General features: G+C 67.0%; 13 protein-coding genes. 1 reads left to right on the top strand and 12 read right to left on the bottom strand.

Translation table 11 applies throughout. The features are described 5' to 3' along the window. Positions 1–88: 88 nt before the first annotated feature. Positions 89–1,168 carry a LysR substrate-binding domain-containing protein gene (locus tag AC07WJ_RS06820; protein WP_494933751.1) on the top strand — a complete coding sequence of 360 codons (1,080 nt, stop codon included), beginning with the start codon at positions 89–91 and terminating at the stop codon, positions 1,166–1,168. Here AC07WJ_RS06820 and AC07WJ_RS06815 read toward each other — a convergent pair. The 12 genes from AC07WJ_RS06815 to AC07WJ_RS06760 all read right to left on the bottom strand — a co-directional run bounded on the left by AC07WJ_RS06815 (position 1,049) and on the right by AC07WJ_RS06760 (position 14,872). Further along, positions 1,049–1,846 (bottom strand): ABC transporter permease, encoded by a 798-nt coding sequence (locus AC07WJ_RS06815; protein WP_494933750.1) that lies wholly within the window; start codon positions 1,844–1,846, stop codon positions 1,049–1,051. The two genes, AC07WJ_RS06820 and AC07WJ_RS06815, sit on opposite strands and share 120 nt — an antisense overlap. Positions 1,847–1,851: 5 nt before the next feature. Beyond that, positions 1,852–2,688 (bottom strand): ABC transporter permease, encoded by an 837-nt coding sequence (locus AC07WJ_RS06810; protein ID WP_494933749.1) that lies wholly within the window; start codon positions 2,686–2,688, stop codon positions 1,852–1,854. Then, complete coding sequence (locus AC07WJ_RS06805; protein WP_494933748.1) at positions 2,685–3,863, bottom strand: ABC transporter ATP-binding protein; 1,179 nt, start codon at positions 3,861–3,863, stop codon at positions 2,685–2,687. The genes AC07WJ_RS06810 and AC07WJ_RS06805 overlap by 4 nt, the downstream gene beginning before the upstream one ends. Before the next feature lie 70 nt (positions 3,864–3,933). After that, a complete protein-coding gene (locus AC07WJ_RS06800; RefSeq protein ID WP_494933747.1) occupies positions 3,934–4,965 on the bottom strand; it encodes an extracellular solute-binding protein in 1,032 nt (343 codons plus the stop codon). 282 nt (positions 4,966–5,247) lie between these two features. Further along, positions 5,248–6,237 carry a D-cysteine desulfhydrase family protein gene (locus AC07WJ_RS06795; protein ID WP_494933746.1) on the bottom strand — a complete coding sequence of 330 codons (990 nt, stop codon included), beginning with the start codon at positions 6,235–6,237 and terminating at the stop codon, positions 5,248–5,250. A 51-nt stretch (positions 6,238–6,288) separates the two neighbouring features. Next, the gene (locus AC07WJ_RS06790) at positions 6,289–7,299 is read right to left on the bottom strand and encodes an ABC transporter ATP-binding protein (protein ID WP_494933745.1); all 1,011 of its coding nucleotides are present in this window, start codon (positions 7,297–7,299) and stop codon (positions 6,289–6,291) included. After that, positions 7,292–8,272, bottom strand: a complete 981-nt coding sequence (locus AC07WJ_RS06785; RefSeq protein WP_494933744.1) for an ABC transporter ATP-binding protein — start codon at positions 8,270–8,272, stop codon at positions 7,292–7,294. Before AC07WJ_RS06785 ends, AC07WJ_RS06790 begins: the two co-directional genes overlap by 8 nt. Then, positions 8,269–9,090: an ABC transporter permease gene (locus tag AC07WJ_RS06780; RefSeq protein ID WP_494933743.1), complete on the bottom strand. Its 822-nt coding sequence runs from the start codon at positions 9,088–9,090 to the stop codon at positions 8,269–8,271. Before AC07WJ_RS06780 ends, AC07WJ_RS06785 begins: the two co-directional genes overlap by 4 nt. Before the next feature lie 10 nt (positions 9,091–9,100). Then, the gene (locus AC07WJ_RS06775) at positions 9,101–10,036 is read right to left on the bottom strand and encodes an ABC transporter permease (RefSeq protein WP_494933742.1); all 936 of its coding nucleotides are present in this window, start codon (positions 10,034–10,036) and stop codon (positions 9,101–9,103) included. An 80-nt stretch (positions 10,037–10,116) separates the two neighbouring features. Then, a complete protein-coding gene (locus AC07WJ_RS06770; protein WP_494933852.1) occupies positions 10,117–11,718 on the bottom strand; it encodes an ABC transporter substrate-binding protein in 1,602 nt (533 codons plus the stop codon). A 425-nt stretch (positions 11,719–12,143) separates the two neighbouring features. Continuing rightward, entirely contained in the window at positions 12,144–13,298 is a 1,155-nt protein-coding gene (locus tag AC07WJ_RS06765; RefSeq protein WP_494933741.1) for a serine hydrolase domain-containing protein, read from the bottom strand. Then, a complete protein-coding gene (locus tag AC07WJ_RS06760) occupies positions 13,295–14,872 on the bottom strand; it encodes an ABC transporter substrate-binding protein (protein WP_494933740.1) in 1,578 nt (525 codons plus the stop codon). Before AC07WJ_RS06760 ends, AC07WJ_RS06765 begins: the two co-directional genes overlap by 4 nt. Between the last annotated feature and the right edge of the window lie 41 nt (positions 14,873–14,913).

The raw sequence follows: 14,913 nt of genomic DNA, 5'->3' as shown, positions 1-14,913 counted from the left end.
TCCGCGCGCGTCCGAAAGCTGCAAATTTCTTTTTTGCCGCAATTCATTCTCTATGGTTATGTTCACGCGCTATCATGTCGAGGACGCCATGCGGATCACCCACCGCCAGCTCGAGGCCTATATCCAGTTCATGGAAACCGGCACGGTCACCGCCGCGGCGGAGCGCATGCGGCTGTCCCAGCCGGCCATGAGCAAGATCCTCGCGGGCCTCGAGATCGACCTCGGGCTCAACCTGTTTCTGCGCGAGCGCAAGCGCCTGGTGCCGACCGGCCAGGCACATCTGCTCTACAAGGAGGTTCGCCGGCTATTCGCAGCCCTGGGCGATGTCGAGCGTTTCGCCCAGGACCTGCGCAGCCTGCGCATGGGCGAGTTGCGCATCGTCTCGGCGGCCTCCATCGGCCATACCCTGGTGGCCGATGCCCTGGTCGACTTCGCGACCGCCAACCCGTCGGTCTCGGTCTCGCTCGACGTCTCCAGCGTCGTGGGCAATGACGTGCTGGGCCAGAATGTCGATATCGGCTTCTCGGTCAGCCAGTTCCACCACCCGGACCTGCTGACCTACCCGCTGTTTCACGCCGGCGCGGTCTGCGTGATGACCCGCGACCACCCACTCGCCGGGCGCGAGGTGATCGTCGCGGCCGACCTGGAGGGGGCGGAGTTCATCTCCTTCACCCGCAACAGCCGGATGCGCCACCTCACCGATGCGGTGTTCGAGCAGCAGCGGGTGTCGCGCAAGATGCGCGCCGAGGTGTTCTCCTCGGTCGAGGCCAATGCGCTGGTCTCGCGCGGTTTCGGCATCGCCATCGTCGAGCCGATGAGCGTTCACCAGGGGTTCTGGCCTGATCTGGTCGCGCGCCGTTTCGAGCCCGCGATCGAGTTCACCTTCAACGCGGTGCTGCCGCGCGGCCGGCAGGTCTCGCCGTTGACCAAAGCCTTCCTGCAGGAATTGCGGCGGCGGATCGAGGCGCTGAGCCGCGGCGAGGATCCGCGCGCGGCGGCCAGCCTGTCGATCAGGCTGCCGCCGCGCCGCGGCCGGGACGGAAATGTCTCAGGCGCCGTCGCGCCGGACGAAGAAGGTGAGGCCGGCGACCCGATCGAGCACCAGGACGGCGATGAAGGTGACCAGCACGCTGATCGTCGAGATCGCGGCAAGGACCGGCGTCGCTGAATCCTGGATGAAGGAGAAGATCTGCACCGGCAGCGTCGTGATGTTGGGGCCGATCAGGAACATCGTCACCGTCACCTCGTCGAAGGAAATGATGCCGGCGAAGAGCAGTGAGGTCAGGATGCCCGACCGGCACATCGGCAGCACGATGTCCCTGAGCGCGCGCCACTCGCTCGCGCCCATCACATTGGCCGCCCGGATCAGGTCGGGATCGATGCTGCGCAGCGCGACATGGATCGGCCGGTAGGAAAAGGGCAGCGTCACCACCAGATGGGCGAGAATGATGCCCGGCGCGGAGCCGATCAGGTCGAGCTTGGCGATCAGCGCCACCATGGCGACCCCCATCGCGGCATGGGGAAAGAACAGTGGCGAGAAGATCGCCAGTTCCAGCCATGCGGCGATCCGCGGCGCGTAGCGCTGGGTGTAATAGGCGGCCATGAAATTGAACGCGGTGACGAGCACCGCCGTGACCGCGGCGATGCCGATGCTGACGGCAAAGGCCCGTGGCCAGCGCGGATCGACGATCGTCTCGCGATACCATTTCAGGCTCAGCGCCTCCGGCGGAAACTGGATATAGCTGCTGTCGCTGAAGGAGGCCGCCACGACGATGGCGATCGGCGCCGGCAGCGAGACGAGCAGGACGATGCCGAGGGCCTTGGTCAGTCTGTGCGTCGATACCATGGCTGTTACTCCTGGCCCTTGACCAGCCACCGCTCGATCAGCTTGAGCAGGAGCAGCGACAGGAAGCTGATGGTCAGCAGGCAGATCGACCAGGCGGCGGCCTTGTTGATGTTGAAGGTGTACATGACCTCCTGATAGATCTGCGATCCGACGAATTGATGCGACATGCCGCCGAGGATGATCGGCGTGACGATCGCCCCGATGCTCGCCAGGAAAATGACCATCAGCGCGGTAAAGGCGCCCGGCAGCGACAGCGGCAGCACGATATGGCGGAAGGTCTGGAAGCCGCTCGCGCCGAGCACGCCCGATGCCTCCTCCAGATTGCTTTCGATCGCCAGCAGCGAGGCCAGGATCGAGATGACAGCGAAGGGGATCAGCACATGGGTCAGGCCGATGACGATACCGAGATCGTTGAACATCAGGGCCAGCGGCTGCTCGATCACGCCGACCCAGGCCAGCATGGCGTTGATGACGCCTTTCGGGCCGAGCAGGACCAGCCAGCCATAGGTGCGCACCACCAGGCTCACCAGCCAGGGCACCAGCACCACGATCAGCAGCGTGTTGCGCCAGCGATCGGTGCGCCAGAGCAGGAGGGCGATCGGGTAGGAGAGCGCGACCGACAGCAGCGAAACGACCAGCGACGAGACGATCGTGCGCGCGAAGACGACGTGATAGTCGGTCCGGCTGACGATCTGCCGGAAGTAGCGGAGCGACCAGCCGCTGTCGTCGGTGAAGCCGCTGCTGAACAGATGGATCGCCGATGCGAAGAACATGGCGAGCAGCAGCAGCACCGGCAGGAGCAGCAGCGCCTTGGCCGGCGAAGCGCGTTCTGTCTCGGTCATTCCCGCTCTCCGAAAGCGGTCGCCATCTCGCCCTCGAGCGGCGCGAAGACCTGGGCGTCGGCCGGATCGAAGGCCACGGTGCAGGCGGCGCCGACCTCGGGCAGAGCCTCGCTGTCGCAGGCGAGCCGGACCGCGGTCATCCGGCGCTCGCCGCAGCGCACCACCACCCGGATGACCGGGCCGAGCGCGATGCGCTCGACCACCGTCGCGGGCAGGGCAAGGCGGCCGGGCGTGACGGCCCCCGGGTGGCGCACGTCGATCCGTTCGGGCCTGAGGCAGACCAGGCAGGACGATCCGGCCGCGGGCGTCAGGTCGCGCGCGCTCGAGGCCGGCAGGCTCAGCCGGCCGACGCTCGTGTCGATATCCATCGCGCCGCCGCCCACCGACACCACCGAACCGGCAAGCTCGTTCAGCTCGCCGATGAATTTGGCGACGAACAGGTTTTCCGGCCGGGCGTAGATCGCCTGGGGCGAGCCGAATTGCTGCACCCTGCCGGCGCTCATCACGACGACGCTGTCCGACATCAGGGTCGCCTCTTCCTGGTCGTGCGTGACGAAGACGAAGGTGGTCTTGAGCTCCTTCTGGATCTCTTTCAGGCTGACCTGAAGCTGCTTGCGCAATTGCAGGTCGAGCGCCGAGAGCGGCTCGTCCAGCAGCAGGATCGACGGTTCCAGCACCAGCGAGCGGGCCAGCGCGACGCGCTGCTTCTGGCCGCCGGAGAGCTGCGAAATGCGGCGTGCGCCAAGGCCCCCGAGGCCGACGAGGTCGAGGAACTGGCCAACCTTGCGGCGCATCTCCTCGGCGCCGACCTTCCGCAGGCGCAGGCCATAGGCGATGTTCTCTTCGACGGAGAAATGCGGAAACAGCGCGAGGTTCTGGAACACCATGCCGATCGGCCGGCGCTGCGGCGGCAGGCCCGCCATGTCGCGCCCGTCAATGGCGATGCCGCCGGCGCTCGGCTCGGTGAAACCGGCGATCAGGCGCAGCAGCGTGGTCTTGCCGCAGCCGGACGGCCCGAGCAGCGTCAGGAACGTGCCCGAAGCGATCGCCAGGCTGACATCGGACAGGACGCGCGTGCTGCCGTAATTTTTCGATACGCCGGCGATGTGAATGGATCCCTGGGACGCGGGCCCGGGATGGGCCGGAGCGCGAGGTCCGGACGTGGCATGAGACATGGATTGATCACCGGGAAACGATGGAGAGGCGGGAGACGGGCTGGCCGTCTCCCCGAGAATGCCGGCCGGTTCAGCGGCGCGCGCCGGCGGCGATCTGCTCGACCTGATTGAGCCGATCCTCATAATTGCTGACGATGACATTCCAATCGGGAATGTACATGCGCTGCATCAGCTCGGCGCGCGTCATGCCCAGGCTGCGCTCGACCTCCGGCGGCAGGACCGCCAGGTTGTTGGAGGGGATCGAGCCGTTCTGGGCGGACATCCGCGTCTGCGCCTCGGCGTCGATGAGGGCATTGAGATAGGTGATCGTCTGGGCCCGGTTGGCCGATCCCTTGGGCACGACGACGACATAAGGCAGCATCAGCGCGCCCTCGCGCGGGATGACCATGTCGATGGTCGTCTGGCCGTCGCGGCGCAGGTTCCACACCCGCGTGGAATAGAACGGCACCGCCGCCACCTCGGCCCGCGCCAGCAGCGTGTTCATGTGGGCAAGCGACGTATAGGTCGTCAGCGCATTGCCGAATATGGCGCGCAGCGGCGCGACGCCCGGCTCGACATTGCCGGCACTGCCGCCATTGGCATGGGCGAGGATCGTCAGGTCGTAGGACGTGGCATAGATCGGCCGGGTAACCGCCAGCTTGCCCTTCCAGCGCGGATCGGCGAGGTCGTTCCACGACTGGAAGTCGCTCGCCTTGGCCAGGGTCGTGTTGAAGGCGATGGCGTAATAGGCGAAATGGGTGGACAGGCCGACGATCTTGCCCTGCGCATTGCGCACGACGAGCTCCCGCGGCAGGTTGGCGATGCCCGGGATCTCGCGATCCTCGAATGTCTCGAGCAGGCTGGATTTGGCGAGACCGATGGCCTCGAAATAGGTCACCTCGACCACGTTATATTGCGACGCGGTCGGCGACCTGACCAGGCCGGCGGTGTTGGGAACCTCCGCCATCCGGGCGGGGATGCCGGTCCGCTGCACGAAGGGGGCCTGGAAGTGGTCGCGCAGGATCGCGGCCCCGCCGCCACCCCAGGTCGCATGAATGACGTCGGCCCGGGCGAAGCTGCCCGCCATCACCAGGACCGCCAAGGCCGAGACCCATCGCTTCATTCGAATTCTCCCAAGTTCCCACGGGAGCCGTCATCCGTCGCGGCTCCTTCGCGCCTGGACAGTCATCCGCGTGACCCGCCATTGCAAATTCAAACGGGCGAGCACTTCATTCGCTGAGGTTATGAACTATGCCAAGGCCGATGGACACCGCCGGACGCTGGGCCCAGCCATGCTCGATCGGCCGCCCCGCGGGCCTCGCGAGCCCGCATCCATCGGTTTGATGCGGCACGCCGCCCGGCCGTCAGCCCGGTATTTCCGGCGATCTCGCTTGCCGCGCGTGCCTCAGGCAAGTTGCCGGGCGAAATGAAACAGGGCCGGCGAACCGCCGCTGTGCAGGAAGAGCACCGAACTGCCGCCGGCAATGGCGCCCGTGCCGACGCAGCCCATCAGGCCGGCAAATGCCTTGGCGGTATAGACCGGGTCGAGGATCATGCCCTCCTCGCGCGCCGCCATGACGATCGCGGCATGGCCGTCGTCGCTCAGCATCGCATAACCCGGCCCGACATGGCCGTGCTCGATCCAGATCTCCTCGGGCGTCCAGCGCCGCGCCAGGCCGAGAAGCGCGGCGGTGGCATTGGCGAGCACGGCGATGCGCTCGCCGAACGGGATGACGCTGACGGTCACGGCAATGCCGACCACCCTGGTCCGTGGCCAGAACAGCGCGCATCCCACATGACAGCCGGCCAGCGTGCCGCCCGAGCCGAGCGGCACCACCAGGCAGTCGGGCGCCGGCTTGCCGGCCGCCTCATATTGCGCCGCCATTTCCTTGACGCAGGCGACGTAGCCGACGGCCCCCAGCGCGTTCGATCCGCCGATCGGCACGACATAGGCTTTTTCGCCGCGCGCCTCGGCCGCCTCGGCATGATGCTGCATGCGCGGACCGACTTCGGCGGGAAAGGTATCGGCATCGCGATAATCGATCTCGGCGCCGAACAGATGATCCAGCAGCAAGTTGCCCTGAACCTCATCCGGCCGGTCGCCGCGCAGCACCAGCACCGGCTTCATGCCGCAGGTCCGCGCCGCCGCGGCGGTGATCCGCGCGTGGTTGGATTGCAGGCCGCCGGCGGTGATCAGCACCTTGGCGCCGCGCGCCGCCGCGTCGGCCATCAGGAATTCGAGCTTGCGAACCTTGTTGCCGCCGCCGCCGAGACCGGTGAAGTCGTCGCGCTTCACCTGGAGATCGACCCCCAGTTTCGCGCCGATCCGCGCCAGGGTCTGGACCGGGGTCGGCAGGAAGCCGAGCGGCAGGCGCGGCATGTCGTCGAGTGTCATCATCATCCCCAAAGAACCTGGTTCGCCGGCCGTGCCGGTCGCCGCCCGATGTCAGCCCGCTGCGACGACCTGCTCGTCCCGGGCGATCTCGTGATAGCGCCTGCATCGCACCAGGTGAGCGGGCGAAACCTCCTCCAGCCCCGGTATCGGCGGGGCGCGGCAGAGATCGCGGGCCTGCGGGCAGCGCGGATGGAACCCACAGCCGGTCGGCGGTTCGAGCGGGTTGGGCAGCTCGCCGGTGATCTTGGTGCCCCGGCTGCGCTTGAACGGATCCGGGATCGCGGCGATCAGGGCGCGCGTATAGGGATGGCCCGGCTTGGTGAAGATCTCTTCCCAGGTGCCGGTCTCGACGATCCGGCCGAGATACATCACCGCCACCCGGTCGCTCATGTGCTCGACCACGCCGAGATCGTGGCTGATCATGATGTAGGAGAGCCCGAGCCGGTCCTTCAGTTCGAGCAGCAGGTTGATGATCTGCGCCCGGATCGAGACGTCGAGCGCCGACACCGGCTCGTCGAGGATGACGATCTTCGGCTCGAGGATCAGGGCGCGCGCAATGCCGATGCGCTGGCGCTGGCCGCCGGAAAACTCGTGCGGATAACGTTCGGCGGCCTCCGGACGCAGGCCGACCTGGGCCAGCATGCCGTTGATGCGGGCATCGATTTCGCTCTTCGCCGTCACGCCGTGGAGGCGCAGCGGCCCTTCCAGGGTCTTGCGCACGGTCTGGCGCGGGTTGAGCGAGGAATAGGGATCCTGGAACACCATCTGGGCGACCCGTGCCCGCGCCTTGCGGTCCATCCCGACGGTGCCGAGCTCGTGCCCGCCGACGACGATGCGCCCTTGGGTCGGAGCCTGCAGGCCGAGCATGGCGAGCGCGAGCGTCGACTTGCCGCAGCCGGATTCACCGACCAGGCCCAGGCATTCGCCGTGCTTCAGTTCGAGGTCGACGCCGTTGACGGCATGCACCACGCGCCGCTTGCCGCCGAACAGCCCACCGCCGAGCGGGAAATGAACCGCGAGGTTCTCGACCTTCAGGATCGTTTCGGCTGATGGCTCAGACATGGTGATGGCACCGTACGAGACCGCCATTGGCGAGCGGCGTCACCTCCGGATCCTGGCGTTCGCAGAGTTCGGTCCGGGCATGGCAACGCGGATTGAACCGGCAACCCGCGGGGAAGGCCGTCACCGGCGGCACCACGCCGGTGATTTCGTTGAGCCTTTGCTGGCCGTGCCTGGAGCGCGCGCCGAGCAGCGGCAGCGAGGCGACGAGACCGCCGGTATAGGGATGGCTCGGGGTCTGAAAGATCTCGTCGGCGGAGCGTTGCTCGACGAGGCGGCCCGCATACATCACGCCGACCCGGCTGCACATATTGGCGATCAGCCCGAGATCGTGGCTGATCATCAGCACGGCGGTGCCCTTGGCCGCCGACAGGTCGCGGATCAGGTCGAGGATCTCGGCCTGGACGGTGACGTCGAGCGCCGTCGTCGGCTCGTCGGCGAGCAGCAGGTCCGGCCCGCAGGCGAGTGCGATGGCGATCATTACGCGCTGGCGCATGCCGCCGGAGAGCTGGTGCGGATAGTCTTTCACCCGCCGCTCGGGTGCCGGCACGCGCACGCTCGCCAGCGCCTCGACCGCCTGGCGTTCGGCCTCGCGCCAGCTCGCGCCGCGATGCAGCACGAACATCTCGGCGATCTGCCGCCCCACCGGCAGCAGCGGATTGAGCGCCGTCATCGGCTCCTGGAAGATCATGGCGATGCGATCGCCGCGCAGCTTGCGCGCCTCGGCCGCGGACAGGTCCCGGATCTCGCGGCCGTTGAAACGGATGCTGCCGCCGCCAATGCTCAGCGGCGCCTTCAGCAATCCCATCAGCGCCAGGCTGGTAATGCTCTTGCCGCAGCCGGACTCGCCGACCAGGCCGAAAGTCTCGCCGCGTCCGATGCTGAACGAGACGTCCTGGACGGCCGGGAACCTGCGGTGACCGACGCTCAGATCGATCCTGAGGTTCTCGACCTCGAGCAGCGCATGGTCGGTCATGACCGCCGGCTCCGCGACTGAGGGTCGAGAATATCGCGCAGGCCGTCGCCGAGCAGGTTCAGGCCGAGCACCGTGACGAAGATGGCGAGCCCCGGGAAGATCGAGATCCACGGCGCCGTGGTGATCTGGTCGCGCGCATCCGACAGCATGCTGCCCCAGCTCGGGAATGGCGGCCGGATGCCGAGGCCGAGAAAGGACAGCGTCGCTTCGGCCAGCACCGCGCCGCCGATGCCGAGCGTGCCGATCACGATGATCGGGCCGAGCATATTGGGCAGGAGCTGGGTCAGCATGATGCGCGCATCGCTATAGCCCAGCGTCTTCGCCGCCTGGACATAACCCTGGCTCTTCAGCGACAGGGTCGAGGCGCGGGCGAGCCGGCAGGTGAACGACCAGTTGGTCAGGCCGAGCGCGATCAGCAGGCTGGTCAGCCCTGGATTGAGGATCGCCATGATGGCGAGCGCGAAGATCAGCGAGGGGATCGACAACATCATATTGGTCAGGCCGCTGACGAAATCGTCCCACCAGCCGCCCCAATAGCCGGCAGAAACACCGAGCGCCACGCCGATCACCGTATTGATCAGCTGCGAGACGATGCCGACGGTGAGCGAGATCTGGGCGCCGTAGAGAACCCGGCTGTAGATGTCGCGGCCCTGCGCGTCGGTGCCGAACCAGAACTCCCTGCCCGGCGGCAGCTCGGCATTCATCAGGTTGGCGTCGAGCACCGGATCGGTATGGGCGAGCCAGGGCGCGAAAAGCCCGGCGACCACCACGATGATCAGGGCGATGCCGCCGATGATGAGATTGGCGTTCAGCTTCATGGTGCCGCCCTCAGGTATATTTGATGCGCGGATCGATCATGGCGCAGAGAACGTCCACGAGCGTGTTGATCAGCAGGAACAAGAGGACGATGAACAGGATCGTGCCTTGCACGACCGGGATGTCGCGCAAGGTCACGCTGTCGACCAGCAGCGATCCCAGCCCCGGCCAGGCGAACAGCTTCTCGACGACCACGGCCTGGCCGATCACCGAGCCGAACTGCAGCCCGATCGTGGTGAGCACGATGACCAGCGCATTACGCGCCAGGTGCCATTGCACCACGCGCCGCTCGCTCATGCCCTTGGAGCGGGCGGTACGGACGAAATCGGCATTCATGATCTCGAGCACCGCGGCCCGCGTGGTGCGGGCGAGCAAGGCCAGCGGCGCGACGCCGAGCGTCACCGCCGGCAGGATCAGGTGGGACAGCCCGCCATTGCCGTAGCCGAAACTCGGAAACCATCCCAATTGCAGGGCGAACAGATACATCAGCAGCAGGCCGAGCCAGAACTTGGGCAGCGACAGACCTGAAACGGCACCGATCATCGAGACGCTGTCGATCCAGCTGCCCGGCCGCAAGGCGGCGATGAAGCCCAGGCTGACGCCGAAGACGATGGCGAAGACCATGGCGGCGAAGGTCAGCTGCGCGGTCGGCCAGAGCCTGGCCGCCAGCATCGAGGTCACCGATTGCCGGGTGCGGAACGAGGTGCCGAGATCGAGCTGGGCGAGCTTGGCCACATAGTGGCCGAAGCGGACATAGACGGGATCGTTGAGCCCGAGCTCCTTGTTCATGCGCGCCATGACCTCGGCGTCGACGACGTTGCGGCCGTCGTCACCCAGGCTCGACGCGAAGGTGCCGGGGATCACGCTGAACAACAGGAAGATCAGGGCCGCCACGGCCAGGATGATCGGCACCGCCTGGACCAGGCGCCGGAGGATGAAATTCAGCATGGGAGGCTCCACCCGGGCGCCCCGGAACCATGTCCGGAGCGCCAGAACCACAGGTCACGCAAGGCTGGCCCGGTCGCGGCCTAGCGGGCCGGCGAGCTTTCGTCGATCCAGATGTCCTCGAAGTTCTGGACCGCGAGCTCGGTGGCGTTCGGCTGCAGGCCCCTGACCCAGGGCTGGTAGGCCATCACCGCCTTGTTGTAGTTGAACCACCACATCGGCGCTTCCTCGTAGAGGATGGCATTGGCCCTGCGCAGGAGGTCGTTCCGCTTGGCCGGATCGTCGGTCCGGCCGGCCTCTTCGAGCAGCGCGTCGAAGGCGGGGTTCTTGTACTGGGTGTAGTTGCAGGCCGACTGCGGCGTCGCCGAGTGGAAGCAGCGCAGCGCCGTTGCCGGATCCGGCCCCGAGACCATCGAATACATGAAGGCCTGGAACTGTCCGCTGCGGACGGCCTCGGCGAGCACGGTCGATTCCACCGGCTTGATGGTGACCCGGATGCCGGCCCGCTGGAGCATCGGGATGATCGCCTCGACGACCGGGATGCCCCAGCTCTCGTTGGCGGTCGCCGTGATCTCGAAATCGATGCCGTTCGGATAGCCTGCCTCGGCGAGCAGCTGCTTGGCCCTGGCCGTGTCGAAGGCATAAGGCGTCAGATTGGGGTCATAGGCCGGCGACGAGATCGGCAGCCAGCTGGTGGCCCGGAAGGCCTTGTCCCTGAGCAGGCGCTTGATGACCAGTTCGGCGTCGATGGCATAGCCGACCGCCCGGCGCACGCGCGCATCGGCAAAGGGCTTGAACGTCGGGTTCATGCCGATCACCCGGGTAAACACCTCGGGCACTTCGAGCAGCCCCTTCGACAGCTGGGGATCGGCCCGGTAGGCGACATATTGCGCCGCGCCGAGGATGGAGGCGTCGATCTCGCGGCTGCGGAAGGCGACGTCGCGGGCCGCCGCTTCGCCCATGATCGAAATCACCACCCGGTCGGCATAAGGCCTGCCGGCTTTGTAGAACCGGTCCCAGCGCTCGCCGACGATGCGCGATCCCGGCACATATTCGACGAACTTATAGGGGCCGAGACCGATCGGGCGCGCGGCGAAGGCCTCGCTGCTGCCCTCGCCGACCGGATAGATCGACGTCGTCGCCTGGTAGAAATTGAACCCGGGCTCGATCTTTTCGGTCAGCGTCATCTCGAGCGTGAAGTCGTCGATCTTGCGCAGGCCGGAAATCTCCCGCGCCTGGCCCTTCTCGACATCGATCGCACCCTTGATCAGGCGGGCGAAGCGCGCGCCCGGATAGGCCTTCGACCCATCCATCAGGCGGGTATAGGTCCAGATGATGTCGTCCGCCGTCATCCGCCGGCCATTGTGGAAATAGGCGTCGTCGCGCAGCTTGAACGTATGCACCAGGCCGTCGCCGGAGACCGTGACCTCCCTGGCGAGCTCGAGCACCGGCTTGTTGTTGCTCGCGTCCCAGCTATAGAGCGTGCGGTGGATCGCGCGCGCCCAGATCTCATCCTGCGAGCGGTTGGTGGTGTGGATGTCGAGGCTGGCGAAGCTGGAGCCATAAGGCGCGGTGAAGCGGATCGTGCCGCCCCGGCGCGGCGTCTGCGCCTCGGCGGCGCCGGCCAGGACGCCGGCCGCCCCCATGACGGCGGCTAGCGCCGTCGCGATAATCACTTTCCTCAGCACTGTCGTTCCTCCCCGTGGTCCCTGGTGTCATTCCTCCAGGGCCGGTGGTCCGGTCCGGAGCGTTCGGCCACGAGCATTGTTTGCTTCGGTCCGGACGAGCTTCTTGTTGGGGGGTAGCCTAGAGCCTGTACCTAAAATTGCGACACTCATTTCGGGGCAATCCCCTATGCAATGAGCGAACTTCCGGGGCCGCCGGCGGCTTGCCGCATGAAGCGGCCGCGCCGAGGCGTTCGCCTGCCCTCAGAGGCCGCGACGCGGTGCTCGGCAATACAGGGGCGTCGTCGGACCGTGGCGACCGGCCGGTCTTGGTGCAAATACGCCGTGGGTGCCCGGACAGACCCGGGCAGGACGATGTGCCGGCCCAGCCGTCTCCGGGCCACGGCGTGGTGCGTCGCCGTCCCATCCGCGCACTCGGCCCGCGTTCAGACGAGCTCGGCCAGCACGCCGTCCTTGAAGCTTTGCCGCTCCGCCTGAAGGTCGACCGTATAGGCCGCCGAAAAGGGCGGCTGCGGATGGCAGGACAAGGTGACGATGATCACCTTGCGCTGCCGGTTGATATAGAGGGACTGGCCGGCGAAGCCGACGGCCACCATGGATCCGTCCGGGTCGATCCACCAGCTATAGCCATAACCGACGGCGCCGTAGGAGTTCAGCGCCGGGTCCAGCGCGAAGCTGGCGCGGCCGGCCTCCGCGACCCAATCGGCGGGAAGCACCCGCGCGCCGCCGACCACGCCGTCCTGCAGCAGGAACAGGCCGAAGCGCCCGAAATCGCGCAGCGCCATGCCGGCGCGGCTGCCGCCGATCTCCTGGCCGCCCTCCGATTCCAGCGTGTAGAAGGCCTCATATTCCATGCCGAGGCGAGCCCAGACGGTTCGCGACATGTAATCGGCGAGCGTCATGCCGGTGGCCGCCGAGACCAGGCTGCCGAGCAAATAGGTGTCGCCGGTATTGTAGTTGAACGTGCTGCCCGGCGGATGCCCCGCCTTCAGGCCGCGCATCAGCGCCAGCACGCCGCCCGGCACCTTGTCGCCGAGCGACTTGCTGTAGCGGTTCACGTCGGAATTGCGATCGGTATAGACCTCGCTCCACGCGACGCCCGACGACATGGTGATCAACTGGCGAATGGTGACCGCGTCATAGGCGCAGCCGCGCAAGCCCGGCAGGTAACGCGAGACCGCGTCGTCGAGACTGCCGATCGCCCCGTCTTTCAGCGCCGCGCCGACCAGGGTCGAGGTCAGCGACTTGACCATCGACATGGACGACCAGCGGCCGGCCTCCTCCAGGCCGAGGGCGTAGCGTTCGAGCACGATCTCGTCGCCCTTGATGACCAGCAGCCCGGCGACATGGGCGCGGTCGATATAGTCGTCGAGGCCGCGCTCCTGTCCCTCGGAGCGGTAGCGCGGCGCGATCTCCCGGCCGCGCCGCAATTCCATGACCTGCTCGCCGCGCCGGATGGCGCGGGTGGCGAACATGCGGTCGACATTGCGATAGGCATAGGCCTGCTGGGTCGGCGAGAGCAGGAGGAAGTCCTCGCCGGCGGGAACATGCTGCCGCGGCAGCGCGATGATGTCGCTCATGCGCGGCGCACTCCGTAGAACAGCGGCATGCCCTTCTGAACGTCGGTCAGGCTGCGCCGATAGGCGGTCTGCTGGGTGTAGAGCCCGGTCGGCGCATAGGGCACGGTCTCAAAGGCGACCGTCTGGATCTCGCGGCAGATGGCGGCTTGCGCCGCCTCGTCGGGCGCCTGGAACCAGGCGGTGCGCAATTCCTCCAGGCGCGGAATGTCCGACCAGCCGAAAATGGCCGACTGGCCGCTGCCGCGCAGGAAATTGTTGGCGGAGGGATTGAGCAGCCCGACGCCGGCGGTGAAGGTGCCGACAATATGCCAGCCGCCCTTGTCGGGTGCCTGCCGGTTGTTGGCCCGTGCCAGCAGCGTGCCCCAGTCCATCACCTGCATGTCGATATTCATGCCGATCTGCTTAAGGGCGTCGGTCACCACCTCGCCCTGGGCCTTGATCGAGGCGACGTCGGCCGGAACGATGAAGACCAGCGGCTCGCCATCGTAACCGGAGGCCTTGAGCATGCGCCGCGCGGCGTCGCGGTCGGGCGGCTCCTTCAGCGCCTCCAATCCGGCCTGGCTCGCCATTGGCGTGCCCGGCAGGAAATAGCCGACATGATCCTTCCAGTTGGTCCGGTCCTCGCCGACGACCGCGGTCATCACCTCGGCCTGGCTGATCCCGGCGAGCGCCGCGCGGCGCAGCAGCGGATTGTTGGTCGGCGATTGCAGGAAGTTGAAGCGGATCACGCCGGCCGAGCCGAAGGGGTCGATGACCTCCACCTTGATGGCACGGTGGCGGGCGAGCAGGCCCCAATAGTCGGGGCTCGGCTGTTCCCACCAGTCGATCTGGCCGGTCTGCAGCGCCGCGGCGGCGGTCGCGACATCAGGCAAGGTCAGCCATTCGACCCGGTCGAAATGGGCGTGTTTCGGCCCGGACAGGCCGCTGGTCACCCCATCGGGCCGGGGCACATAGCCGGTGAAGCGCTCATAGACCGCCCGGTCGCCCGGCACCCGCTCATTGGCGACGAAACGATAGGGTCCGCTGCCGACCATTTCGGTGACCTGGACCGAGGGATCGGTCGCAGCCAGGCGCTCCGGCATGATGACGGCGGTATTGGTGCCATATTTGCCGAGCGCGTCGGGCAGGAACGGAAAGGGCCGCTTCAACCGGAACCGCAACACCTGGTCCGACACCGCGGCCAGTTCGTCGGTCGCGGCGAACAGCACCTGGCCGACATTGTCGCGCTTGGCCCAGCGCTGCAGGCTGGCCACGGCATCGCGGGCCAGCACCGGCGACCCGTCGTGGAAGCGCAGGCCCTGCCTGAGCGTCAGCGTCCATTGCAGCCCGTCGCGTTCGACCAGGTGCCCCGCCACCATCTGCGGATGGGCGCGGTTGTTCGCGTCCGCCCCGTAAAGCGTATCGAAAACCATGAGCGCGTGGTTGCGCGTGACATAACCGACGCTGGTGATCGGATCGAGAATGGCGAGATCGGCCTGCGGCGCGAATTTCAGCACCGAGGCGCCCTGTGCGCGGGCAACACCCGGCGCCGCGAGAAGCGCGGCCGCGCCGGCCAGGAACTGTCGTCGTTTCATCGTTCTGCTGCCTCGTCGAAAAAGTGAGATCGGTCCTGGCT

This window comes from Phreatobacter sp. GW821-FHT04C01, assembly GCF_059420385.1.
This window is presented reverse-complemented; position numbering and strand designations above follow the sequence as displayed.

Coding starts and splice junctions, on each gene's coding strand:
- AC07WJ_RS06820 (WP_494933751.1), top strand. CDS start 89: ATGCGGATCACCCACCGCCAGCTCGAGGCCTATATCCAGTTCATGGAA.
- AC07WJ_RS06815 (WP_494933750.1), bottom strand. CDS start 1,846: ATGGTATCGACGCACAGACTGACCAAGGCCCTCGGCATCGTCCTGCTC.
- AC07WJ_RS06810 (WP_494933749.1), bottom strand. CDS start 2,688: ATGACCGAGACAGAACGCGCTTCGCCGGCCAAGGCGCTGCTGCTCCTG.
- AC07WJ_RS06805 (WP_494933748.1), bottom strand. CDS start 3,863: ATGTCTCATGCCACGTCCGGACCTCGCGCTCCGGCCCATCCCGGGCCC.
- AC07WJ_RS06800 (WP_494933747.1), bottom strand. CDS start 4,965: ATGAAGCGATGGGTCTCGGCCTTGGCGGTCCTGGTGATGGCGGGCAGC.
- AC07WJ_RS06795 (WP_494933746.1), bottom strand. CDS start 6,237: ATGACACTCGACGACATGCCGCGCCTGCCGCTCGGCTTCCTGCCGACC.
- AC07WJ_RS06790 (WP_494933745.1), bottom strand. CDS start 7,299: ATGTCTGAGCCATCAGCCGAAACGATCCTGAAGGTCGAGAACCTCGCG.
- AC07WJ_RS06785 (WP_494933744.1), bottom strand. CDS start 8,272: ATGACCGACCATGCGCTGCTCGAGGTCGAGAACCTCAGGATCGATCTG.
- AC07WJ_RS06780 (WP_494933743.1), bottom strand. CDS start 9,090: ATGAAGCTGAACGCCAATCTCATCATCGGCGGCATCGCCCTGATCATC.
- AC07WJ_RS06775 (WP_494933742.1), bottom strand. CDS start 10,036: ATGCTGAATTTCATCCTCCGGCGCCTGGTCCAGGCGGTGCCGATCATC.
- AC07WJ_RS06765 (WP_494933741.1), bottom strand. CDS start 13,298: ATGAGCGACATCATCGCGCTGCCGCGGCAGCATGTTCCCGCCGGCGAG.
- AC07WJ_RS06760 (WP_494933740.1), bottom strand. CDS start 14,872: ATGAAACGACGACAGTTCCTGGCCGGCGCGGCCGCGCTTCTCGCGGCG.